Annotated in this window: 20 protein-coding genes, 1 tRNA gene and 1 pseudogene; 6 read left to right on the plus strand and 16 right to left on the minus strand. The window is 66.7% G+C overall.

Translation table 11 applies throughout. The features are described 5' to 3' along the window. Positions 1-8 precede the first annotated feature (8 nt). From ADBZ9K_RS05255 to ADBZ9K_RS05265, 3 genes and pseudogenes are all read right to left on the minus strand, one after another. Positions 9-1,475: pseudogene (locus ADBZ9K_RS05255) on the minus strand (PecA family PE domain-processing aspartic protease); the annotation flags it as partial. Positions 1,476-1,944: 469 nt separating this feature from the next. Beyond that, positions 1,945-3,903: a YhgE/Pip family protein gene (locus ADBZ9K_RS05260; protein WP_526618961.1), complete on the minus strand. Its 1,959-nt coding sequence runs from the start codon at positions 3,901-3,903 to the stop codon at positions 1,945-1,947. Position 3,904: 1 nt separating this feature from the next. After that, positions 3,905-4,573 (minus strand): hypothetical protein, encoded by a 669-nt coding sequence (locus ADBZ9K_RS05265; protein WP_526618962.1) that lies wholly within the window; start codon positions 4,571-4,573, stop codon positions 3,905-3,907. 130 nt (positions 4,574-4,703) lie between these two features. On the opposite strand from ADBZ9K_RS05265, the gene ADBZ9K_RS05270 reads away from it, so the two are divergent. After that, a complete protein-coding gene (locus ADBZ9K_RS05270; RefSeq protein WP_526618963.1) occupies positions 4,704-5,333 on the plus strand; it encodes a TetR/AcrR family transcriptional regulator in 630 nt (209 codons plus the stop codon). On the opposite strand, the gene ADBZ9K_RS05275 is transcribed toward ADBZ9K_RS05270, so the two are convergent. Next, a complete protein-coding gene (locus tag ADBZ9K_RS05275) occupies positions 5,321-7,111 on the minus strand; it encodes a hypothetical protein (RefSeq protein WP_526618964.1) in 1,791 nt (596 codons plus the stop codon). The genes ADBZ9K_RS05270 and ADBZ9K_RS05275 overlap by 13 nt on opposite strands. Before the next feature lie 40 nt (positions 7,112-7,151). On the opposite strand from ADBZ9K_RS05275, the gene ADBZ9K_RS05280 reads away from it, so the two are divergent. From ADBZ9K_RS05280 to ADBZ9K_RS05295, 4 genes are all read left to right on the plus strand, one after another. Further along, a complete protein-coding gene (locus tag ADBZ9K_RS05280) occupies positions 7,152-7,478 on the plus strand; it encodes a hypothetical protein (RefSeq protein WP_526618966.1) in 327 nt (108 codons plus the stop codon). 346 nt (positions 7,479-7,824) lie between these two features. Beyond that, a complete protein-coding gene (locus ADBZ9K_RS05285) occupies positions 7,825-8,748 on the plus strand; it encodes a PPK2 family polyphosphate kinase (RefSeq protein ID WP_526618968.1) in 924 nt (307 codons plus the stop codon). Positions 8,749-8,812: 64 nt separating this feature from the next. Further along, positions 8,813-11,350 carry a plasma-membrane proton-efflux P-type ATPase gene (locus tag ADBZ9K_RS05290; RefSeq protein ID WP_526618969.1) on the plus strand — a complete coding sequence of 846 codons (2,538 nt, stop codon included), beginning with the start codon at positions 8,813-8,815 and terminating at the stop codon, positions 11,348-11,350. A gap of 244 nt (positions 11,351-11,594) precedes the next feature. Further along, complete coding sequence (locus ADBZ9K_RS05295; RefSeq protein ID WP_526618970.1) at positions 11,595-12,314, plus strand: type II toxin-antitoxin system VapC family toxin; 720 nt, start codon at positions 11,595-11,597, stop codon at positions 12,312-12,314. A gap of 179 nt (positions 12,315-12,493) precedes the next feature. Here ADBZ9K_RS05295 and ADBZ9K_RS05300 read toward each other — a convergent pair. Together ADBZ9K_RS05300 and ADBZ9K_RS05305 are read right to left on the minus strand one after the other, a co-directional pair. After that, positions 12,494-12,567, minus strand: a tRNA-Pro gene (locus ADBZ9K_RS05300). Between the two features lie 77 nt (positions 12,568-12,644). Then, positions 12,645-13,412 carry a sulfite exporter TauE/SafE family protein gene (locus ADBZ9K_RS05305; RefSeq protein ID WP_526620751.1) on the minus strand — a complete coding sequence of 256 codons (768 nt, stop codon included), beginning with the start codon at positions 13,410-13,412 and terminating at the stop codon, positions 12,645-12,647. Between the two features lie 143 nt (positions 13,413-13,555). Between ADBZ9K_RS05305 and ADBZ9K_RS05310 the strand changes: the two genes are divergently transcribed. Beyond that, entirely contained in the window at positions 13,556-14,254 is a 699-nt protein-coding gene (locus ADBZ9K_RS05310) for a nitroreductase family protein (RefSeq protein ID WP_526618972.1), read from the plus strand. Positions 14,255-14,265: 11 nt separating this feature from the next. On the opposite strand, the gene ADBZ9K_RS05315 is transcribed toward ADBZ9K_RS05310, so the two are convergent. From ADBZ9K_RS05315 to pyrG, 10 genes are all read right to left on the minus strand, one after another. Next, positions 14,266-14,601 (minus strand): hypothetical protein, encoded by a 336-nt coding sequence (locus tag ADBZ9K_RS05315; protein ID WP_526618974.1) that lies wholly within the window; start codon positions 14,599-14,601, stop codon positions 14,266-14,268. A 51-nt stretch (positions 14,602-14,652) separates the two neighbouring features. Further along, complete coding sequence (gene der, locus ADBZ9K_RS05320; RefSeq protein WP_526618975.1) at positions 14,653-16,059, minus strand: ribosome biogenesis GTPase Der; 1,407 nt, start codon at positions 16,057-16,059, stop codon at positions 14,653-14,655. Then, on the minus strand, positions 16,056-16,736 hold the full coding sequence (gene cmk, locus ADBZ9K_RS05325) for a (d)CMP kinase (protein WP_526618976.1): 681 nt from the start codon (positions 16,734-16,736) through the stop codon (positions 16,056-16,058). Before cmk ends, der begins: the two co-directional genes overlap by 4 nt. Continuing rightward, a complete protein-coding gene (locus ADBZ9K_RS05330; protein WP_526618977.1) occupies positions 16,733-17,476 on the minus strand; it encodes a pseudouridine synthase in 744 nt (247 codons plus the stop codon). The genes cmk and ADBZ9K_RS05330 overlap by 4 nt, the downstream gene beginning before the upstream one ends. Continuing rightward, a complete protein-coding gene (scpB, locus tag ADBZ9K_RS05335; RefSeq protein ID WP_526618978.1) occupies positions 17,469-18,164 on the minus strand; it encodes an SMC-Scp complex subunit ScpB in 696 nt (231 codons plus the stop codon). The genes ADBZ9K_RS05330 and scpB overlap by 8 nt, the downstream gene beginning before the upstream one ends. An 8-nt stretch (positions 18,165-18,172) precedes the next feature. Beyond that, positions 18,173-18,982: a segregation/condensation protein A gene (locus ADBZ9K_RS05340; protein WP_526618979.1), complete on the minus strand. Its 810-nt coding sequence runs from the start codon at positions 18,980-18,982 to the stop codon at positions 18,173-18,175. Continuing rightward, on the minus strand, positions 18,979-19,842 hold the full coding sequence (locus ADBZ9K_RS05345) for a ParA family protein (RefSeq protein ID WP_135428322.1): 864 nt from the start codon (positions 19,840-19,842) through the stop codon (positions 18,979-18,981). The genes ADBZ9K_RS05340 and ADBZ9K_RS05345 overlap by 4 nt, the downstream gene beginning before the upstream one ends. A gap of 94 nt (positions 19,843-19,936) precedes the next feature. Further along, a complete protein-coding gene (xerD, locus tag ADBZ9K_RS05350; RefSeq protein ID WP_526618980.1) occupies positions 19,937-20,941 on the minus strand; it encodes a site-specific tyrosine recombinase XerD in 1,005 nt (334 codons plus the stop codon). Next, positions 20,938-21,561: an NUDIX domain-containing protein gene (locus ADBZ9K_RS05355; RefSeq protein WP_526618981.1), complete on the minus strand. Its 624-nt coding sequence runs from the start codon at positions 21,559-21,561 to the stop codon at positions 20,938-20,940. The genes xerD and ADBZ9K_RS05355 overlap by 4 nt, the downstream gene beginning before the upstream one ends. Further along, positions 21,554-23,305, minus strand: a complete 1,752-nt coding sequence (pyrG, locus tag ADBZ9K_RS05360; RefSeq protein WP_526620753.1) for a CTP synthase — start codon at positions 23,303-23,305, stop codon at positions 21,554-21,556. Before pyrG ends, ADBZ9K_RS05355 begins: the two co-directional genes overlap by 8 nt. Positions 23,306-23,312: the final 7 nt, after the last annotated feature.

The following is a 23,312-nucleotide window of genomic DNA, read 5'->3' on the forward strand; positions in this document are numbered from 1 at the left end:
CCCGGAAACTACACCCCGGTGGTGGGGGTGAATTCGAAGTACACCGTGCCGTCCTCGGTGGGGCCGTACTGGAAGTAGAGCGGGCCCTGGAAGAACGGATACATTCCGGTGTTGGCACCGAGGTTGTTCTCCCAGACGGTTGGGCCGTTGCCGGAACTCCAGTCAGTTTCGCTGACCGTCATGGTGTACAGCAGAGTCGTACCGTCATCGGTGTACACCGAGATGCTCGTCCCGACCGGGAGTCGATCGTTGACCTGGAGATAGCTGAGGTCCGACGGCAGATAGCTGCGCGGGACACCGCCACCTATCCCGCCGCTGTCGATCGTCACTGGACCGCTAGGTATCGGGCTTAGCGAATCGCCTTTCGCGGAAGTGACCTGTGTGCTCAGCGTGGTGTACCACCACCCGGTCACCGAGGTCCCCGACGGTGTGGTCTCCGGCGATGCAAACGTCAGCTGGCCGGCCGGCAGGTCGTAGAGCAGGCCGCCGTTCATCGGGTCGGGAAGGGCGAGGACCGGCGTCGCGAGACCCGTTTCCGTATCCGCGACACTGCCAATCCCCATGATGGCGTTGATGCCGTACTGCGGGTCCCCCCACTCCGATTGCGGTACTTCCTGCCAGGCCGAGCCACCACCGGTCTGAGGTAGGTACTCGTACACGCAGGTGATCACGCCGATATCGGTTGGCGCGGTGACGATACCGTTGCCAAACGACACCGGTGTGTTGTAGACGGTGTAGTAGAAACGACCCCAGTCGCCGTAGGGGATCATGCCCGAGCCGACGGCCGGGCCCAAACTGTTGATGTCGGTAACCTGTGTGGTGGGGATCATGAATCCGCTTGACCCGGTGTCGATTTCGACCGGGACTTGCGGACTGCCGCCAACCGAGGCCATGACTGTGGCGTAGTCGTTCGTTGTCGTGTACGTCAAACCGATCGTCGGAAGGCCGCCCGCGGCGCCCGAATTGCCCTGGCGCCCCAACAGGCCCGCGCGGCCTCCGGCGCCGCCGGCGCCCAGCACCCCACCGGCACCACCGTCGCCGCCGGCGCCGAGCAGCAGACCGCCCCGGCCGCCGGTTCCACCTTGACCGACTTCACCGCCCACACCACCGGCGCCGCCGGTGCCGAAGAGCACCGCGTCGCCGCCCGCCCCGCCGACTCCGACCGGACCCCCGGCACCACCGGCCCCGCCGTTGCCGTAGAGCACTCCCCCGGTACCGCCGGCACCACCGGCCGCACCCCAGCCACCCGTGCCGCCGGCACCACCGTTCCCGAACAGCCCTGCCGCACCGCCGGCACCACCGACGACGCCCGACGCAGTGCTGTTGCCGCCGTTGCCGCCGTTGCCGTACAGCCACCCCCCCGGGCCGCCTGCTCCGCCCACGCCTTCCGCGTTCGTTGTCCCGTCGGTACCGTTGCCGATCAGCACGCGTCCGGTCAGTGTTTGGACCGCGACATTGACGTCGTTCAAGAGGGACAGTTGGGCGGCCTGCGTCCGCACACGGACCTGTCGGGTCTCGGTCGCGGCGGTCGCACCGTGGGGCGCGGATGTGGCCACTGCTGCGGCATTCTGCCGGGCCTTCACAGCAGGCTTTGCGATCCGGCTGGACGACGCGGTTCTGGCGTCGGCCGTTCCGGTCCCCGGTCGGGCGGAGTGGGCGCTTGCTGTGTTGCGCCCCGCGCCCGCCGAGTCAGCACTGTCGGCGTGGGCAACCCCCGATGCGGCGGCCAACGCCGCACCGACGCCGAGGGTGACCGCGCATGCCCCCAGCCACACGTGCGGTGTGGCGCAGGGTCTGGCCAGGCATCGATCGGCCACGGCAATCACTCCGATCAGGTGTCGAGGGCCAGTCCAGGCCGCATAGCGGCGTTGACGCCAACGACAATACTGGCCCTCGGCGCCGCCGCGTGGAAAATCGATGCTCCTGTGAGGGCTGCCTAACCACTCAGGGTTTGATGGCCGGTATCAGTGTCTTGACCTTCCAGGTTCTGTCGCGCCGCGCGCACAGGGCCGAGACGAGCAACCCGAGCGCGGTGATGGCGGCGAGCACAACGACCGCCTGCCATAGTCGATAGTCGATGCCGCCCAGGACGAGCTGCCGCAGGCCGTTCACGCCGAAGGTCATCGGGTCGAACTGATGCACCACCTGGAAGGGCCGCGATGTCGTCTCCACCGGATACAGCCCGCCGGCGCTGACCAACTGGACCATCAGCAGCGCCATCAGGAGAACCCGCCCCAGCGTCGGCCCGGCGAAGGCGTTGATCGCCTGGGCCGCAGCGGTGAACGCGACGCCGATCAGGATCATGAAGCCGAGCATGACGACCGGATGGGCGGCGTGCAGGCCCAACGCGAATCGCACCACGGCGTACAGGACGATCGCCTGGCAACAGGCCAGTGCGGCCGCCGGCAGGTAGCTGGCCAACACCACGCGCAGCGGATGCACTTCGGCGGCCACCGCCCGGGTCTGCAGCGGACGCAGCACCATCCACAACATCAGCGCTCCGAAGAACAGCGCGAGGGTGATGAAGAAGGGTGCCATGCCGGTACCGAAGTTCGGGGCCGCGTTCTCGTGCGAGGACGCCAGTTGCACGGGGGCACCGATGGTCTGGGCAATGGCATCCTTCTGCTGGGGGGTCCAGGTCGGCAACTGTCCCGCGCCGTCGCTGAGCCTGGCCGACAATTCGGCTGAACCCGAGCGCAATTGGCTGGTGCCGCTCTTCAGTTGGCCAGCTCCGTCGTCGAGTTGTGTGATGCCAGAACTCAACTGCGCGCTGCCGGTCGCGAGTCGTTTGGCTCCGTCGCGAAGCTGCGACAGCTTGTCGGTGAGGTCTTGGCCGGTGCGGCCGACGTCGTCGAGCGCGTTCTGCACGGGGCTGCCGGGGGTGCGCAAGACCGAGGTCATCGCAATCGCCGAGTCTTCGGCATTGCTGAGTTGCTGGCGAATCTGGGGGGTGAACTGATGCTGTTGCAGTTGATCTCGCACTCCCCGCAGCGCACCCACGCTACCGGCGGCCACCGGGTCGGAACTGGTGGAAAGTTGGTCGATGACCACGGTGAGCGCTTTGGCAGCGCCGTCCTGGGTGTCGGCGATGCTGTCGAGCTGATCAGTCGCCTGGCGCAGCGCCGCCACACCCTGGTCGAGTCCTTCATCGGTGCCCTTGACCTGCGCGAGCGCCTTGGTCAGGGTGACGAGCGGGTCGGTGGCCTGGTTGATGGCCGTCGAGAGTTGCCCGGCACCGGTGGCCAGTTCAGCCGAGCCACTGCGAGCCCGGTCGAGCCCGGAAGACAGCCGACCGGCCCCGTCATCAACACGAGCCGCACCGTCGGCGAGCTGGGCGGCCCCGTGTGCGGCCTCCTTGATGCCCGCCCCGGACGACACCACCACGGAGAGGACCTGGTTGACGGCTTGACCGGAGATCCGGGTCGAGACCGCGTTCAGAACCTGCTCGAGCGCGGTGTGTCCGATACTGCTGGAGATGTAATTGTTGGCATCGTTGTAGGTCGCCACCAGCTGGGCCTGCTTCGGCTGACCTGTGATCGGTGATGCGATGGCTTGGCTGAAGTCGGGTGGCAGTTCGAGCATGAAGTAGTACTTGCCGTGCTGAACACCGCTGCGCGCTTCGGCGGGGTCGACGACATGCCAGTCGAGTCCACCGTCGGCGGTCAGGCTGTTGGCGATCTGCTCGCCGGCATTGACCTCCTCCCCCGCCACCACCGCCCCACGATCAGAGTTGACCAGGGCCACGGGCATCTTGTTGACGTGCCCGAACGGGTCCCAGTACGCCCACAGGTAGAGCGCGCCATAGACCAACGGCATCAGAACCAGTAGCACCAGGCCGATCCGACCCAGCTTGCTGCGAACGAAACGCTTTGCCTCCGAACCGAATGCAAGCACCGTCAGCACTTCACTGCCCTCCCATCAGGTCACGAAGATCGTGCAGAACATGCTCGGGGGCATCGGCTCCGAGCGGATTGGTCAGACCGACCACGACAGTGCGAGTCTCAGCGATCGCGCTGAGTCGCTGCGCCGCCTGCTCGCGCCGCTCGGTGTCGCGCACCTGCTCGAGATCGCCGACGACCAAGATCGGACGCTCGGACAGCAGCGCCAGGGTGATTCGCAGCAGGAAGAGTTCCAGGTCCGACAGGTCGCTGATGTAGGTCTGCGGGCTCGGAGCCGGGATGTCGCCGAACACCTGCACCAGTCGGTCGTAGCCCGCGCTGGCGGGGACCGTGGAATACCACGGTGACAACCATCGCCGCTGTTCGGCGAGCACCACCGCGACCGTGACCGCCTCTTCGAGTTCGTCGATGTCACGGAAGACGGCGACGGCGCAGTGGCGTCGGATGGCACGCGGATCGGTTGCGCCACAGACTGATACAACGCCGGCGGTGGGCTCGAGTCGGCCAGCCAAGGCCAACAGCAGCGCCGCCTGCGCGTGGCCGCCGGGCAGTTGTACTACGTGCAGTCCAGCGGGGACGGACAATCCGACACCCGTGAAGAGCGGGCCATGTTCCCCGTCGACGCGCAACCCCGCCGCGGTGATGACCGCGTCGGTCGCTACCGATGTGTGCATGAGGTGCGGCTTCTTTCCTGAGCTTTTACGGTCCTGTCGGGTGAGCCGCCTGGAGCCAAGCAGTAGTGTCCGCGCTCACCACGCCGTGGGCATTTGGATACCGACTGGTATCCAGTGGATACCCACGAGTATGCTGATGCCCATGGCGACTGTCAAACCGCGCGTGCGACCGACCCGTGACGAGGTTCGGGAACGGATCCTGGATGCCGCACTGGAGGTCTTCGCCGCCCAGGGGTTCGCCGGCGCAACCATCGACGCCATCGGCCAGGCGGCCGGCTTCACCAAGGGTGCGGTGTACTCCAACTTCGGGTCGAAAGACGAACTGTTCCTGGCTTTGCTTGATCGCCAGTTCGAGCGCCGCAGCGCACTGATCGCCACCGCATTCGACAGCGGCGACGATGTGGGCACCATCACCGAGGCGCTGAGCCAATCGATGCTCGACTCGATCCACGAACAGCACTCGTACCATCTGGTGTTCTTCGAGTACTGGCTTCGCGCGGTGCGCGATCCTCAGCTGCGCGAAGGGCTCGTGACACGCAGCCGAGCGGCCGCCGAACAGGCCTTACGGGTGGTCGAGAGTTCCGGCGCCAACTTGCCGAGCAATCAATTAGCCGAATTGGCAAGGCTCTTCGTCGCCATCTCGACCGGGGTCGCCATGGAAGAGATGCTGCAACCCGGTGCGATCACCGCCGCGAATCTCGGGCACCTGCTCGCCGGGCTGATCGAGTGGAGACGGTCCGGGGAGGATCAGCCGAGGTAGGAGATGACCGGGAAGGAATAGCTCAGCAATCCGCTGCCCAGATAAGCCAGGATCGGCTGAATCGGGTCGACTTGCGGCATCACCTCGCGGCTCGTGGCGTCCGGGATGGGGGCGTTGAGCGCCCGCATCCGCTGCACGTTGGTCCACAGGTAGTTCTGGATCGCGGTGATTTGCTCGGCCTCAGTGGCGGTGTCGGGGATACCCAGGTTCTTGCGGAACACGGCCAACACCTCGGCCTTCTGGGCCCCCTCGTTGATCCACGTCGCGGTCGAGGCGTCGAACACCGAGCGATCGACGGTATACACGTTGATGCCGCCGCCGGCGGAGACCTTGAGATATCCCAATTGGGCGACAACGCCGATTTGGGCTTCTTTGAGGGCGGTTTGCGGGTTGGGGACGTAGCCGATGTCGGTGATCGTGACCTGGGCGCTGGGATTCACCAGGTAGATGACTGACCATCGATGGTGGCCGTCGACGATGTAAGTGCCATTGTCCGCGGTGAGCACCGGCATACCGCCACCGGGCGTGACTACCCCACCCGCGAAATCGGCCGCCAGGGCGACCGGATCCTGCAGCACGCGCTTCAGCGACTTCTCCAGGTCGATCTCGTTCTGGGTGGGGATCAGCGTAGCGACCGGTGCGCTGCCCGTGGTGACGGTCAGTGCACCGTTGAGGAGGCCACGGTCAACACCGCCGCCGGTCAGCAAGGCGTAGAGGGCCTGGTTGCAGGTCGTGCTCGTCGCGGTGCAGGGGTTGTTCGCGTCGACGTTGAGCAGACTGTTGAGGGTCTTGACGAAGCCGTCGGGATCTGAGGTGTACGCCGCCAGCAGCAGCTGCTGGAGCTGGCCGACCGCCGTCATGTCCGGCAGGACGACCTGCCCGGCCTCGATCCGGGTGGCGTTGCTCGACGTGGCCAACAGCGCGGTCGCGATCCCGGCCAGGCCGCCGTCCCAATACCAGTTCTGCACAGCGGAATTGATCTGGGCCTGGGTGGCCGTCTCGCCGAGTACCGAGTAGATCTCCTGGACCTTCGCCTGCCGAAATACATCGGAGGTGACGAACTGCAAGGCGGCCAATCCGATGGGGAGTCCGGCTTGCAGCTGCTGAACGTAGGCCGCTGCCACAGCCTCGTCGGGTGTGGTGCCGAGCAGGGTCCGGTAGAGGTTGTCGACGTAGGCCGTCGCCGACGGCATCGGCCCCAGGGGGCCACCGCCCGCGCTGCTGGCGTCGTAGAACTCCGGGCTTCCGGCGATCGATGCGACGAGCAGCGGCTCTGGCATGCCCCACATCAATGCCGTTGTGTTGAAGGCGAGTTCCCGGCTGGTCGCGTTGCGCGAGAGCAGTTCCAGGTAGTAGTTGTTCACTTCGGTCTGACGGAAGAGCGTTGAGCTGTACAGCCCGGCGACGACTCCATTGACGCCGGTCAGCTGGAAGATGCCGAGATAGTTCTGCAGTTCGGCGCTGGTGGGATCGGTCCGCAGCACCTGGTTGAAGAGGCCGGTCACCACCGCGGTGGGATCGGTTACCGCGGCCGGCCCGGTTCCGCTGACCAAGTCGTCCAACGTCAGACGAAGCAGGATCGGGAACGCCCCGAGACTGGGGGCAGACGTGGCCGGTGCACCGGGCAAGCCGAAGAACGCCGCGAGGTCACCGAACGGATCCGCCTGGGCCGCGACGGCGTGCGCGGTGACAGTCGAGACCGCCGCGTCGGCGGCGGTCGGGACCTTCGCGTCGGCGGTGGTCGAGGCCGCCGCGTCGGCCGGCGTCGCCCGGGTCACGGCCCTCGCCGAGGCCCCGGTGGATCTGGCGGTGGTTGCGGTGGCCACGACCGTGGCAGGCCCGGCCAGTTCACTGCTGGCCGCGACCGTCTCGGAGTCAAGCTCCGAACTCGCGGCCGCCGCTGGTTGCCGCACGACAGCGGCCGCCGATCGTGGAGTGCTCGCGCTCGGCACCCGCGAGGTGCCGGCGGTGGTCTTCGAAGCGCTGACCGAACGCCGAGCCGAAGCTAGTCCGCGATGCTCGCCGGCACTCGTGGAGGCATTCTGGTGGGTCGACGTCGCGCCGGCGGCGCCGTCGTCGGCGAAAGCGGTCCCGGGGGCGGCAGCCAAGGCCAGACCCATTCCCGCGGTCGCGGCGCCGATCTGAAGCCAACGCACGACCGGCAGTGGCTCCCGACGGCTGCGCAGCAACTTTTCATTCCGAACCGACACAGCGACCCCCAACCTGTTGGACGACCCACGGCCATCAGTGCGCCGACCATAACGCAGCTTGACAACTGGTTCAACCAGTTGCCCGCAAGTCGCCGAAAGTTTTCCGAGAGTCTGCTGAGCGGACAGGTACCAGCGAAGCCGGCTGCGCCGTCGACGGGTGTAGCCCGCAGTGACGGCTGACGCCGATTTGAGGACTTAGGGCCCTGATTGCCCGGCGAGGACCTGTGGTCACATCGAGTCCACGCCCGCGGGCGGGCTGCCCGATCCGTCAGGAGCAAACCGTGAGGACGACGTTGTCGGTGAACTGGAAGATGTTGGCAGAGGCCACCGTAGTTCAACCCGGTTCGAAGGTTGACTTGGCCGAGGACTTCGATCCCGGTCGCCACGACAAGGAACTCGCCAAGCAAGGCGGATTGGCCGAGTTGGCCGAGGCGACCGCGGCCCTGTTCGATCTCCAAGATCGGTTCCTTGCCCAAGCTGACCGCTCACTGTTGATCGTTCTGCAGGCAATTGATGCGGCGGGCAAGGACGGCACCGTCAAGCATGTGATGAGCGGACTCAATCCCGAGGGCGTCGACGTGCACAGCTTCAAGGCCCCCTCGGCGACCGAACGCGCGCACGACTACCTCTGGCGTCACCAGACGGTATTGCCCGAGTTGGGCCGTATTGCCGTGTTCAACCGGTCCCACTATGAGAACGTGATTGTCACCCGAGTGCATCCAGAGATGCTGTGGCCACGCACCGCGGTGCTGAATTCAGACGGACTCTGGCACCGGCGGTATCGCGAAATCAACGACTGGGAGCGATATCTCAGCGACAACGGGACGGTGATCGTCAAGTTGTTTCTCAACGTTTCCAAGGACGAACAACAACGCCGCTTCCTCGAGCGCATCGAAGAACCGGAGAAGAACTGGAAGTTCTCTGCCGCCGATCTGCACGAGCGCGCGTTCTGGGACGCCTATCAGGTGGCCTTCCAAGAGATGCTGACTCACACCAGCACCGAGTGGGCGCCGTGGCATGTCATTCCGGCCGACCACAAGTGGTTCAGTCACCTGTCCACCTCGGCGGTGCTGCTGGAAACACTGCGGGCCTTGAATCCCCACTATCCGGTCGTCAGTGCCGCAGCCAAAGCCGAACTGGCAGAAGCGAAGAACGCATTGCTCGGTAAGCGTGGCAGCAGGGCAGAGATGCCGAATGGCCGTTGACGTTGTGCAGCAAGACGGGGCTGGCGAGAAGGGTGGATCCGCTGCCGCCGACGACCTGGAGAAGATGCCGGTCGAACTGGTTCTCACCAAACTCCACGTCGACGCCGACCGGGGTTTGAGCAGCGCCGAGGCTAGGCAGCGGCTGACCCAGTATGGGCCGAACGCCATCGTCGAGAAGGAGCAGAGTCGCCTTTCCAAAGTTGTCGGGTATTTCCGGGGCCCGATCGCCTACATGATCGAGGCAGCGGCTCTGGTCTCGGCAATCCTGGGTCACTGGCAGGACTTCATCATCATCGCGGCGCTGTTGATCTTCAACGCCAGCCTCGACCTGTGGCAGGACATGAAGGCGTCAAACGCGTTGGCCGCGCTGAAGAAAGGCCTGGCGCCTGAGGCGACGGCACTGCGCGACGGGACCTGGCAGCCCATCGAGGCAGCGACCCTGGTGCCGGGCGACATCGTCAAGATCCGCCTGGGCATGATCGTGCCGGCCGACTTGCGGATGGTCTCGGGCGAGTTCGCGGCCATCGATCAGGCGGCCCTGACCGGCGAGTCGGTGCCGGTGGCGAAGAGGATCGGTGACGAGGCGTTCGCCGGCAGCGTCGTCAAGCAGGGCGAAATGGTGGCAGTGGTCATCGCCACCGGCTCCAACACCTTCTTCGGCAGGACGGCAAAACTGGTGGCCGGCGCCGGCTCGACCAGTCACGCCCAGAAGGCGATGTTCCAGATCGGCAATTTCCTGATCGTCCTGGCCGTGGTGCTCGCCGCGATCATGGTGGCCTTCCGCGTCTACCACGACATCGTCGTTGCAGACGATTGGGATCTCAGCAATGCGCTCGCCATTCTGCAGTTCGTATTGATTCTGCTGGTCGCATCGATCCCGGTGGCGATGCCGGCGGTGTTCTCGATCACCATGGCGCTCGGCGCACTGGCGCTGTCGAAACAGCAGGCGATCGTCTCTCGACTCGACGCGATCGAGGAAATGGCGGGCGTCGATATCCTCTGTTCGGACAAGACCGGGACGTTGACGAAGAACCAGCTCAAGCTCGACGAGCCAATCTTGTTTGCGTCGACAGACCCGCAGGAGGTTATCCTCGCCGCCGCGCTCGCCTCGAGGATCGAGGACCGGGATGCGATCGACACCGCGGTGATCGACGCGCTGAAGGATCAGAACGCGCTCAAGGCGTACAAGCAGACCAACTTCCTACCGTTCGACCCGGTGACCAAGCGTACGGCGGCGACGGTCAGCGACGGCCAAGGCAAGACGATCGTCGTCTCCAAGGGTGCGCCGCAGGTGATCGCCGATCTGGCAGGGGTTTCCGCTGCAGATGCCACCAAGGTCGCGACGACCGTCGAGCGGCTCGGCGCGAAGGGGTACCGCGCGCTCGGCGTCGCGCGCTCCGAGGATGGCGGCACAACGTGGGTGATCCTCGGCATCCTGCCGATGTTCGATCCGCCGCGCGACGATTCCAAACAGACGATCGATATGGTCAATGCCAAAGGTGTGCGGGTGATGATGGTCACCGGTGACGACATCGCGATCGCCCGCGAGACCGCCCGCCAGCTCGGTATGGGGACCAATCTCATTGCCGCCGCAGATGCGTTCCCCAAGGACATGGATCCCAACAACGTGCCACCGGCGATCGCCGACGCGATCGAGAAGGCTGACGGTTTCGCCCGGGTGTTCCCCGAGCACAAATACGCGATTGTGAAGTCGTTGCAGGCGCGCGGCCACCTCGTGGCGATGACCGGCGACGGTGTCAACGATGCGCCGGCGCTCAAGCAGGCCGACTGCGGAACGGCGGTGTCGGGGGCCACCGACGCCGCCCGTGGCGCAGCGGCATTGATCCTCACCGCCCCTGGCCTGTCGGTGATCAACAGCGCGATCGACGAGGCCCGGCGGATTTTCGGACGGATCACCAGCTACACGATCTACCGTGTGGCATTGACCATGGACATCATGTTCCTGGTGGTGCTGTCGACGATCGCGCTGGGCTTCCAGCCGCTTACCGCAATCATGATCGTGCTCATATCGCTCCTCGACGACATTCCCATCATGACCATCGCCTACGACAACACGCCGATCAGCGAACGTCCAATCCGCTGGAAAATGCCGCGGTTGCTGAGTATTTCGGCCGTTCTCGGCTTCTTCTCGGTCGTGCAGTCGTTCGGGCTACTGCTGATCGGCATGGGGGTGCTGTCCGATTCAGACCTGCGGCAGTATTTTGGCCTGTTCGACCAATCACATCTACAGACGGTGGTCTTCCTCCAGTTGGTCGCCGGCGGACATCTGCTGTTGTTCGTCACCCGCAGCGAACGCTGGTTCTTCCTGCGGCCCTTCCCTGCGGCGCCGCTGGTCATCGCCATCGCGCTGACCCAGATCCTGGCGGTGCTGATGTGCGGCTTCGGCTGGCTGGTGCCAGCGATTTCCTGGATCACGATCGGCTGGGTGTGGATCTACAACATCGCCTGGCTGTTCGTTCTCTGCGGTGTGCGGCTGATCACGGAAAGGCTCGTCGATGACCGCACGGGCCAGCGCATCAAGCACCGCGACATCATGACCCGGCCGCTGCACGCTCACCTCGGCACGGTGTCGCAGGCCTGAACCGTCCGCTAGGACGAAGTCGCTGCACTCGGGCAGCGCTGAAGCACTCGAGCGAGATGGACGGCGCCACAGCTACCTCGGCAACCTCGGCCCCGCGGAGGTCGAAACGCGATGGATGGCAACCTATTCGATCCCTCAACTCGCGTGACGACTCGAAACGGCGAGGACAGATCAGGTGGATCAGAACGAGGGTACCGCTCGATTCCACGGGCACTGAGGCTTCAGCGCCGTTAGCGTGATGGCTGTGGACTGGGAGTTCGAGGCCGAAGTCTTCCAGTGGCGCGGCCCCGCGCCGTATTTCTTCGTCACTACACCCGCCCATGTCGATGATTTCCTTCACGCTCACCATGGCGAGCTCACCTACGGCTGGGGCGTCATCCCCGCTCAGGTGCGCATCGGCACCACCGCGGTGACCACGTCACTGATTCCCAAAGACGGGGTCTACCTCGTCCCACTGAAGATCGCGCTACGTCGAGCCGAGGGGATCGACGACGGCGATCACGTGCGGGTACGACTGCAGGTCAGCCGGCAGACCAGCGATGAACCAACCGCTGGTGAGGGAATGTCCACGTTCGTCATCGATGCACCAGCGGCCATCAAGCTCGCCACCGATAACGCTGTCATCCCAACGCAACACAGCCTGACCGCACCCACGCTGCTGCGCTCGCAGGCACTGACGCTTGTCTACCAGTCGGTGCGCCGCGGCGAGATCGACGAACGCGCAGGCCGCAAGATTCTCGACGATATCCGTGGCCTCCGGATCCGGTTCCTCGGCGACCGATCGCTGGAGGACCACGCTTGGCGGCTGGCCAACAAACTGAACTGGTCAGACATCCACCAGGTCGAGTACATCGTGCTGACCCAGCTACAGGCCGACGCGCTCGTTACGTTGGACGATGAGCTCGCCGCAGCGGCGCGCGTCTTCGTCACGACCGCATCCCTTGCCGACATCCTGCTGACGTAAATCACGCACACCCAGTACCAATTACGGCCCGGACCGCATCCGCGTGTTCTCGCAGGTATTGACTGCCGCGGCCGGGCTTGATGTCCCCACCTGCGCGGGTTGCCCTCCACGCCCCTATACCGCCCACCAAAGGCGCCCCGGATTTCTCCGAAACCGCCTCTGAACTGCTACTTCTTCTGTCGGGCTGACAGGATTTGAACCTGCGACCACTTGACCCCCAGTCAAGTGCGCTACCAAGCTGCGCCACAGCCCGCGGCGCTGTCCGGGATCCCCGGCAGCAGATCGAAAGCCTACCGTAGCCCCCGCCGCGATCCCGAATCGGCACGGGTGTCACACCATCAACAGGCGATACAGCCCGATCAGACCCACCACCACGATCACCGCGCGCAGCACACTCGGCGACAGCTTCCGCCCGTAGTGCGCGCCCAGCCACCCGCCGACCAGCGATCCGGCCGCGATCAGCCCGGCCGCTGCCCAGCTGACGCGGTCGAACGCCACCACCGTGTACCCGACCGCCGCCACGATGTTCACCAGCAGCGACAGCAGGTTCTTGGCGGCGTTCATCCGCTGCATGTCCTCGGGCAGCAGCGCGCCCATCACCCCGATCAGCAAGATGCCCTGCGCCGCGGTGAAGTACCCGCCGTAGATACCGACGGCGAAGGTACCGGCCACCAGCGCCGCCATCCGCTTGGGCGACACGTGGTGGGCAGAACGCCCGGCCGCCTCGGCACGCGCGCGGGCATAGGCCTGGATTCTCGGCCCGATCACCACCAGCACCAACGCAGCCACCAGCAGCACCGGCACGATCTTGGTGAACACCTTCTCCGGCAGATGCAGCAGAAGGAACGCCCCGATGGCCGCACCGACCAGCGACGCCGGGATCTGCCAGCGCAGCCGATCCCACTGCCCGGACAGCTCCTTGCGGTACCCCCACGTCCCAGACACCCCGCCGGCCACCAGGCCGATCGCGTTGGACATCGTCGCCGTCACCGGCGGGTATCCCAGCGCCACCAACGTCGGGAAAGTGATCAGCGTGCCCGAACCGACCAGCGAATTGATCGCACCGGCTCCCATGCCGGCCAGAACGATGACGATCATGTGGGAAACCGACACCAAGGCACCCTATCTGGCTCACCACCGGCCACCGGCGGCGCGGGCGCACGCCACCGAAAAGCAGCCACTCCCAACCACTTACAGCTCTCCCACCCACAAACCCGGCCCGCCCCCTAGCCTCGGTGGGTATGACGCAGGCACCGAATCCCATCCCGAGCACCGACGCGGCCCTGGCCGCCCTGGACATGCCACTGCTCGAGGCGATGATGACCCAGCGCGCGATCCGGCGGGTCAAGCCCGACCCGGTCGACGACGCCGTCGTCCTGAAATGCATCGAACTGGCGTTGCGGGCGCCCACCGGATCCAACGGCCAGAACTGGGAGTTCCTCGTCGTCAAGGACCAGCACGTCCGTGATCAGCTCGGGAAGCGCTACCGCCAGGCGTGGTCGTTGTACGGCGGCATCGGCAAGCGGCTGGCCAGCGGCGACGAATCCATGGAGAAGATCCTGCGGGCGGTGCAGTGGCAGGTCGACCATTTCAGCGAGATCCCGGTCCTGGTGGTGCCGTGCTTGCGCGGCGGCATGCGCCCGCCCTACCTGCCTTCGCCGTTCGTCGCGGAGTCGTCGTTCTTCGGCTCGATCTACCCCAGCGTGCAGAACCTGCTGCTGGCCGCCAGGGCGATGGGCCTGGGGGCCTCGCTGATCACGCTGCCGCTGTGGAGTGTCACCTCGGCGCGCAAGATCCTGGGCCTCCCGTTGTCGGTCACCCCGGTGTGCGTGGTCCCGCTCGGCTGGCCGCGCGGGCGCTACGGCCCGACCACCCGCAAGCCCGTCGAGGAGGTCGTTCACCTCGACACCTACGGATCGCGCGCCTGGCTTACGTCCTGAGCCGGCCGGCCTCAGTGGCCGCCGTGGCCCCCGCCACCGCCACCGCCGCTGAAGCCGCCACCACCGTGCGGCGTGGGAGCGCCCCCACCGCCACCGGGGACGGCGTTCCACCCCGGCTCGGCGACCTCCGCCTCGGTCAGGTTGTCGCTGACGTCCGGCACCACCGACGGCGCGCAGTTCATCGAGAAACTGTCCTCGGTATCGGTCTCCTCACAGGCCAGCACCCGCGGCGTCGAACCGCCCGAGACGTCGGCGAACACCGCGACCGCGGGCGCCACCGCGATCACCAGACCGGCAATCCCATACATCACCCGACGCCCTGATAACCACGACTCAGCAAACTCCATGACTGGCAATCTACTGTGCGCACGCCACCAGGAGCCTGCGAACCCGCCGAATCAGCGCGGTTTGGCCCCGCGCTTCTCGCGCACCCGGACATTGATTCGGATCGGGGTGCCCTCGAAACCGAACGTCTCGCGCAGCCGGCGCTCCAGGAACCGCCGATAGCCGGCCTCCAGGAAACCCGAGGTGAACAGCACGAACGTCGGCGGACGCGCGGTGGCCTGGGTGGCGAACAGGATGCGGGGCTGCTTGCCGCCGCGCACCGGCGGCGGCGTGGCCGCGACCACTTCCTTGAGCCAGTTGTTGAGCTGCCCGGTCGAGATGCGGGCATCCCACGATGCCAGCGCCGTCTCCATCGCCGGAACCAGCTTCTGCACCGCCCGCCCGGACTTGGCCGAGATGTTGACCCGCGGCGCCCACTGCAGCTGCGCCAGTTCCCGGTCGATCTCGCGTTCGAGCAGGAAGCGCCGATCCTCGTCGACCAGATCCCACTTGTTGAAGGCCAGCACCAGCGCGCGGCCCGCCTCGATGACCATCGTCAGCACTCGCTGGTCCTGTTCGGTCAGCGGCTGCGACGCATCGATCAGCACGACCACCACTTCGGCGGAGTCGATCGCGCTGTGCGTGCGCACCGAGGCGTAGAACTCATGCCCGCTGGCCTGCGCGACTCGCTTGCGCAATCCCGCGGTGTCGACGAATCGCCATGTCTTGCCGCCCAATTCGATCAGCGAGTCCACTGGATCCACCGTGGTGCCCGCGACATCGTGCACCACCGAGCGCTCCGCCCCGGCCAGCCGGTTCAGCAGCGAGCTCTTGCCGACGTTGGGCTTGCCGACCAACGCCACCCGGCGTGGTCCCCCGGCGACCGGACCGACCGCCGACGCCTCGGGCAGCTCGGCGACCAGCTCGTCGAGCAGGTCGGCCACGCCGCGGCCGTGCATCGCACTGATCGGGTGCGGCTCACCCAGCCCCAGCGACCACAACGCCGTGGCGTCGGACTCACCCTTCTCGTTGTCAACCTTGTTGGCCGCCAGGAACACCGGCTTGCCCGAGCGGCGCAGAATCCGCGCGGCCGCCTCGTCACCGCTGGTCGCACCGACCGTCGCGTCGACCACCAGGATGATCGCGTCGGCGGTGCGCATCGCCACCGACGCCTGGTCGGCGACCAACTGCTGCAGACCCTTGGCGTCGGGCTCCCAGCCGCCGGTGTCCTGCACCACGAAACGCCGCCCGGTCCAGGACGCGTCGTAGGACACCCGGTCGCGAGTAACTCCCGGCAGATCCTGCACAACGGCTTCCCGCCGGCCCAGAATCCGGTTCACCAACGTCGACTTGCCGACGTTGGGCCGCCCGACGATGGCCACCACCGGCGGCGGCGCGAACTCCTCGCCGTCCTCGCCCTCGACGAATCCCTCGGGAATCTCCCAGTCGGCCTCGTCGGACCAGGTGCCGTCCTCGGTCATCGCACTACTCCGCTTCGCTGCTCGACCAGGTCGAGCAGGTGAGCCACCACCTGCGACTCGGTCATCTCGCTGGTATCCACGATCACAGCGTCCTCGGCGGGCCGAAGCGGGGACAGCGCACGGGTGGAGTCCAGATGATCACGCCGGCGCACGTCGGCCAGCACGGTCTGATAATCGTCGGGCAAGCCGGCGGCGACGTTCTGGTCGTTGCGCCGCCGCGCCCGGGTCTCGGCCGACGCGGTCAGGAAGATCTTCACATCGGCATCCGGCAGTACTACCGTGCCGATGTCGCGACCCTCGACGACGACGCTTTCCTGACTCGAGGCCAACTCCCGCTGCAGTGCTACCAGCCGGGTGCGGACCTGAGGCACCGCCGACACCGCCGACACCGCACGGGTCACCTGGTCACCGCGGATCTCGGCCGAAACATCCTCGCCGGCAAGGTAAGCGCGGTCGACGTCGGGGTCGTAGCCCACCGACAGCGGCACGTCGGCCGCCGCCGCGATCGCCTCGGGGTTGGTCAGGTCGATCCGACCGCGCAGCATCGCGAGCGTCACGATCCGGTACATCGCCCCGGTATCGAGGTAACGGGCGCCCAGGGCGCGCGCCAATCCGCGTGATACCGACGATTTTCCGGTACCGGCCGGACCGTCGACCGCCACCACCACACCACTCACAGACCTACCGCCTTGTACAGTTCGCCGACTTCCTTGCGGGTCAACGCGCGCAGGCTGCCCGGCCGTTGGTCGCCGAGAGCCACCTCGCCGATGTTGGTGCGCACGAGCGCCTCCACCGGATAGCCGACCTCGGCGAGCAGCCGGCGCACGATCCGCTTGCGGCCCTCATGCAGCGTGACCCGCACTAATGTCTTTCCCGGCACCGCATCGACCACCGCGAAGTCGTCCAGCTTGACCGGACCGTCCTCCAGCTCGACACCCGCGCGCAGGGTCTTCCCCAGACCCCTTGGCACTGAACCGGTTACCGTCGCCAAATAGGTCTTGGGCACCTCATAGGAGGGGTGCATCAGCCGGTGCGCCAGCTCGCCGTCATTGGTCAGCAGCAGCAAACCCTCGGTATCGGCGTCCAGCCGTCCGACGTGAAACAGATTCTTGTTGCCGCGCACCCGGTGCTCGACCAGGTCGCCGACGCAGGGCCGGCCCTTGTCGTCCGACATCGTCGACTGCATGCCGATCGGCTTGTTCAGCGCCAGATACACCATCGCGTCATCGAGGATCACCCGCGCGCCGTCGACCCGGATGTCGGCGGTGGCAGGGTCGACGCGGGTACCCATCTCGGTCACCACATGCCCGTCGACCTTCACCCGACCATCGTGGATCATCCGCTCGGCGACCCGCCGCGAGGCGATTCCGGCCTGCGACAAGACCTTCTGTAGCCGCACCCCTTCGTTATCAGGCATCGGTATCCACATCGAACGAGACTTTCTGGTCGGTGGCGGCGCCACCGGACAGCTTGGCGAAACGTGGCTCGGACTCCAGGTTTTCGCTGAGGTCATCGATCACGTCGACATCGGGCAACAGTGGCGCGATATCGGGCAGATCGGTCAACGACGACAACCCGAGACGCTCCAGGAACAGCTCGGTGGTCGAGAACATCGTCGCACCGGTGTCCTCGTCGGCACCGGCCTCGGTGATCAACCCACGCGCCACCAGGGTCCGGATCACCGCGTCGACGTTGACACCGCGCACCGCGCTGACCCGCGCCCGGGTGACCGGCTGGCGGTAGGCGACCACGGCCAGTGTCTCCAGCGCCGCCCGGGTCAGCTTGGACCGCGACCCGTCCAGCAGCAGCCGCTCCACATAAGGCGCGAACCGCGCCCGGGTATACATCCGCCAGCCACCACCGGCCTCGCGCAGCTCGATGCCGCTATCGCGGCTCGCCAGCTCGGCAGCCATGCCCTCGAGCTTGGCGGTGATGCGGTACAGCGGCTGCTCGGTCACCGAGGCCAGCGTCTGGGCCGCCACCGGGGTATCGACCACCAGCAACAGCGCCTCCAGCACCCGGGTGAGTTCGCCGTCGTCGAGCTCGGCGTCGGCGACATCGATACCCAGATCGAGGTCGGGTAGTTCGCCTGCATCGTCGGTCATGGTTGGTTCTACTCTTCTTCCCACTCGGCTCTGACCAGCTCTTCGTTCACCAACCGGTCTCCGGTCCACGAAACCTGGAGCACACCAAGTGGTTCTATCTGCTCGAATGCTACCGCCCTGGCCCGATACAGTTCGAGCAGCGCCAGGAACCGCCCGACGATCTGGATCGGCTCGTCGCAGTCGGCCACCAGCTCCTTGAACGACGCCCAATGCCCCACGCCCCGGCTCTCCAGGAAAGCCAGCATCAGCTCGGCCTGCTCGGGCACCGACACCTGCGATGCATGCAGGTGGTCGGTACGCACGGTCGGCACCGGGCGCGGGGTGAACACCGCGGCCGCGATCTGAGCGAAGCTCTCGGCGTCGACACCCAGCATGACCTCGGGAAGCAGGTCGGCGAAGCGGTCCTCCAACGCGACCGCCCGCGGGTAGCTGCGCAGTGCAGCGGCCTCCAGCTCGGCGAACATCTCCGCGACGTGTTTGAACGCGCGGTATTGCAGCAACCGCGCGAACAGCAGGTCGCGCACCTCCAGCAGCGCCAGATCCTCCTCGTCGTGAACCTCCCCGGCCGGCAGCAGTCGGGCGGCCTTGAGATCCAACAGTGTGGCGGCTATCACCAGGAAGGTGGTGGTCTCGTCGAGTTCGAGCACCGGGCCGATTTCGCGGGTGTAGGCGATGAATTCGTCGGTGACCTGATGCAGCGCCACCTCGGTGACGTCGAGCCGATGGGCGAAAATCAGCTGCAGCAGCAGGTCGAACGGACCCTCGAAGTTCGTCAGCGTGACGCGGAAGCCCTTCTCCGGCGCCGGCTGATCGCTCACTTGCCGAAGCGGTCGATGACCTCGCGGGCCAGCGACCTATATGCCTGCGCACCAAGCGATTTCGGAGCCCAGGTGGTGATGGGTTCGCCGGCGACACTGGTCTCGGGGAAGCGCACGGTGCGGGTGATGACGGTGTCGAACACCAGGTCGCCGAAGCGCTCCAGCACGCGGGCCATCACCTCTCGGGCGTTGACGGTGCGGGTGTCGAACCGGGTGATCAGGATCCCGCTGATCGCCAGGCGCGGGTTGAGCCGGTCGCGCACCTTGTCCACGGTGTCGGTGAGCAGCGCCAGGCCGCGCAGCGAGAAGTACTCGCATTCGGTGGGGATGATCACCCCGTCGGAGCAGGCCAGCGCGTTGACCGTGAGCAAGCCCAGCGACGGCTGGCAGTCGATCAGGATGTAGTCGTAGCGATCGATGACCGGATGCAGCGCGCGGGCCAGGGTCTGCTCCCGGCCGACCTCGTTGACCAGCTGGATCTCGGCCGCCGACAGGTCGATGTTGCTGGGCACCAGGTCCAGGTTCTTGACCCGGGTGTTGATCAGCACCTCGTCGATGCTGACCCGGGGTTCGACCATCAGGTTGTGCACAGTGGAGGCCAGCTCATAGTGCGGCACCCCCAGACCCGCCGACAGCGCGCCCTGCGGGTCGAGATCGACCAGCAGCACCCGACGGCCGTACTCGGCCAGCGCCGCCCCGAGGTTGATCGTGGAGGTGGTCTTGCCGACGCCGCCCTTCTGGTTACACATCGAGATCACCCGGGCAGGCCCGTGCGAGGTCAACGGTTGCGGGTCGGGGATCTTGCGGGGTGGGCGGCCGGTGAGACCGATCGGTGCGTCGCCGTCTGCCTCGTCGGTCACGCCGGGCCCCCCGGGATCAGGCGAATCGGCGGCGTGGCGAACATCCGCGAAAGTCTAACGGTGTGTCGACCTCGGCAACGGCAGACCCGCGACATCATGCCCGCGGGTGTGCGCCGGCCCAGACCTCGCGCAGGGCGTGCACGGTGACCAGGGTGTAGATCTGCGTCGTGGTCACCGACGCGTGGCCCAGCAGCTCCTGCACCACCCTGACGTCGGCTCCGCCGTCGAGGAGGTGGGTGGCGAACGAGTGGCGCAGCGTGTGCGGCGACACCGCCGCGGTGACCCCAGCCCGCTCGGCAGCGTCCTGCAGCACCTGCCAGGCGCTCTGCCGAGACAGCCGGCCGCCGCGGGCGTTGAGGAAGATTGCCGGGCCTGGGGCAGGAGCGGAGCGACTCGGGGACGACCCGAGCCCGCGGCGACGGCCCGCCAGTTCGGGGCGGCCCCGCACCAGGTAGGCGTCCAGCGCCGCGATGGCCGGTCGCCCGACGGGTACCAGCCGCTGCTTGCCGCCCTTGCCGCGCAGCAGCACCGAGCGGGCTTCGGTGTCGACATCGTCGACATCCAGGCCGACAGCCTCCGAGATCCGCGCGCCGGTGGAATACAGCAGTTCCAGCAGCGCACGGTTACGCAGCGTCAGTGGCCCGTCCGACGGGCTGTCCCCGCCGGCCCCCTCGAGCAGCGCGAGCACCTCGTCGAGGGTCAGGCTCTTGGGCAGCCGACGGCTCGGGGTGGGCGGCTTGACGGCCCGGGCGACGTCGATGTCGATGATCCCCTCGGCCGCGGCGAACCGGTGAAATCCGCGCACCGCGATCAGCGCCCGCGCCGCCGACACCGCCGACAGCGGCACCACACCGGTGTCGGGATCGCCGCGGCGCAGCGCCACCAGGAAGTCGCTGACGTCGTTCTCGGTGACCTTGGTCAAGTCCTCGATGCCGCGCAACCGCAGGTGCTCGGCGTAGCGGCGCAGGTCGCGCCGGTAGGAGCTGATGGTGTTGGCCGCGACGCCGCGTTCGATGGTGAGGTGGTCGAGGTAGCCCTGCAGCTGGTCGTCGAGAGCCGCACCCGTAGTTGGAACGGCAGGAGCGGAGGGACCCGTCATGGGCCGGCCTTCCCGGCGGCGAACGCTCTGGGGCGATCCGGCCACGGCGCGTCGACCGGACGAGTCGGCTTGCCATCCACGATGACCGCGTGCACCGCCAAAATGCCTGCGGCCGCAGTCGAATTCACGATGTCTCCGGCCAGCACCCACCGCACCGCGTCGGCGATGTCCACCCAGTCCACCGTCATGTCGGCTTCTTCGTCGTCGCCGTCCGGACGCCCGACATCGGTCAGGCCGCGAGCCAGGTACACCCGCAAGGCCTCGTCGCTGAACCCCGGGGAGGACACCAGATCCACCAGCACGCTCCAGCGCTCGGCGGTGAGTCCGGTCTCTTCGCGCAGCTCCCGCGCGGCGGCGGCCGCCGGGTCTTCGCCCGGCTCGTCGAGCAGCCCGGCAGGCAACTCCCACAACCGACGCCCGATCGGATGTCGATACTGGTAGACCATCGCCACCCGGCCGGCGTCATCGACGGCGGCCACGGCCACGGCACCGTAGTGCTCGACGACCTCGCGCTTGGCGGTGTTGCCGCCGGGCATCCGGACCTGATCGGCCCGCAGGGCGAGAATGTTTCCGCGGTAAAGCGTTTCGGAGGAGACGGTCTCGAAATCGTGCTCAGCCACGAGAGGACTGCTCGGCCAGCGACACCGCCGCCTTGTCGGGGTGCTCCTTGCCGTTGGGGTGTTGTTCGGGAATCTCCACCGGCAACCGCTCGGCGGCCTTGTAGTCGATGGCCGCGCCCACGAACGCCACGAACAGCGGGTGCGGACGGGTGGGCCGGCTCTTCAGTTCCGGGTGGGCCTGCGTGCCGACCAGGAACGGGTGGACCTCCCGCGGGTATTCGACGAACTCGACCAGATGCCCGTCGGGTGAGGTCCCCGAGAACCGCAGACCACTCTCGGCGATCCGGTCGCGATAGGAGTTGTTGACCTCGTAGCGGTGGCGGTGGCGTTCCGAGACATGGGTGGACTGATACGCCTGCGCCACAATGGATCCCGCGTCCAGGGTCGCGGGGTAGGCACCGAGGCGCATGGTGCCGCCCAAGTCGGCCTCGCCGGCCACCGCGTCGCGTTGATCGGCCATCGTCGAGATCACCGGATCCGGTGTGCCCGGATCGAATTCGGCTGAGTTTGCCTCGGCCAGCCCCACCGACCGGGCCGCCTCGATCACGATGCACTGAAGCCCCAGACACAGCCCCAATACCGGCAGCCCGCGATGGCGGGCGTAGCGGATGGCGCCGATCTTGCCCTCGATGCCGCGGATACCGAACCCACCGGGGATGAGCACCGCATGCACATCGTCGAGCACGGCGGCCGCCCCGAAGTCGGTCTCGCAGTCATCGGAGGCCACCCAGCGCATCTCCACCTTCGCCCGGTGAGCGAATCCGCCCGCGCGCAGCGCCTCGGCCACCGACAGGTACGCATCGGAGAGGTCGATGTACTTGCCCACCAACGCGATTCGCACGGTCTCCTTGGGCTCGTGCACCCGCCCCAGCAGGTCGTTCCACTGCGTCCAGTCGACGTCGCGGAAGGGCAGGCTGAGCCGGCGCACCACGTAGGCGTCGAGCTCCTCGCGGTGCAGAACCTTGGGGATGTCGTAGATCGAGGGCGCGTCCGGGGTCGAGATCACCCCGTCGATGTCGACATCGCACATCAGCGCGATCTTGTTCTTCAGCGGTTCGGGCACGTCGCGGTCGCAGCGCAGGATCAGCGCGTCCGGGCTGATACCGATGCTGCGCAGCGCGGCCACCGAATGCTGAGTGGGCTTGGTCTTGAGCTCACCCGACGGCGCCAGGTAGGGCACCAGCGACACGTGCAAGAAGAAGCAGTTGTCCCGGCCGACCTCGTGGCGAACCTGCCGCGCAGCCTCGAGGAACGGCAGCGACTCGATGTCGCCGACCGTGCCGCCGATCTCGGTGATCACCACGTCGGGGCGGTTGCCCTGCGCGTCGGGTTCGGCCATGGCCATGATGCGGCGCTTGATCTCGTCGGTGATGTGCGGGATCACCTGCACGGTGTCACCGAGGTACTCCCCCCGGCGCTCCTTGGCGATCACCTGCGAATACACCTGACCGGTGGTCACATTGGCCGACCCGGACAGATCTCGGTCCAGGAAGCGCTCGTAGTGGCCGACGTCGAGATCGGTTTCCGCGCCGTCCTCGGTGACGAAGACCTCACCGTGCTGGAACGGGTTCATCGTCCCGGGATCCACGTTGAGGTACGGGTCGAGTTTCTGCATGGTCACCTGCAGCCCGCGCGCGGTCAGCAACTGACCGAGGCTGCTCGCGGTGAGACCTTTGCCAAGAGAAGAAACGACTCCGCCGCTGACGAAGAGGTGCTTGGTAGCGGTCTGCGGGTGCTTACGCAGTGGTGGC

It is taken from the genome of Mycobacterium sp., assembly GCF_965229265.1.
Taxonomy (GTDB): Bacteria; Actinomycetota; Actinomycetes; order Mycobacteriales; family Mycobacteriaceae; genus Mycobacterium.

Excerpts from the sequence above, each read along its gene's own strand:
- ADBZ9K_RS05270 (WP_526618963.1), top strand. The coding sequence starts at position 4,704 with ATGCTGATGCCCATGGCGACTGTCAAACCGCGCGTGCGACCGACCCGT.
- ADBZ9K_RS05290 (WP_526618969.1), top strand. The coding sequence starts at position 8,813 with ATGCCGGTCGAACTGGTTCTCACCAAACTCCACGTCGACGCCGACCGG.
- scpB (WP_526618978.1), bottom strand. The coding sequence starts at position 18,164 with ATGACCGACGATGCAGGCGAACTACCCGACCTCGATCTGGGTATCGAT.
- ADBZ9K_RS05330 (WP_526618977.1), bottom strand. The coding sequence starts at position 17,476 with ATGCCTGATAACGAAGGGGTGCGGCTACAGAAGGTCTTGTCGCAGGCC.
- der (WP_526618975.1), bottom strand. The coding sequence starts at position 16,059 with ATGACCGAGGACGGCACCTGGTCCGACGAGGCCGACTGGGAGATTCCC.
- ADBZ9K_RS05315 (WP_526618974.1), bottom strand. The coding sequence starts at position 14,601 with ATGGAGTTTGCTGAGTCGTGGTTATCAGGGCGTCGGGTGATGTATGGG.
- ADBZ9K_RS05310 (WP_526618972.1), top strand. The coding sequence starts at position 13,556 with ATGACGCAGGCACCGAATCCCATCCCGAGCACCGACGCGGCCCTGGCC.
- ADBZ9K_RS05305 (WP_526620751.1), bottom strand. The coding sequence starts at position 13,412 with ATGATCGTCATCGTTCTGGCCGGCATGGGAGCCGGTGCGATCAATTCG.
- ADBZ9K_RS05265 (WP_526618962.1), bottom strand. The coding sequence starts at position 4,573 with ATGCACACATCGGTAGCGACCGACGCGGTCATCACCGCGGCGGGGTTG.
- xerD (WP_526618980.1), bottom strand. The coding sequence starts at position 20,941 with ATGACGGGTCCCTCCGCTCCTGCCGTTCCAACTACGGGTGCGGCTCTC.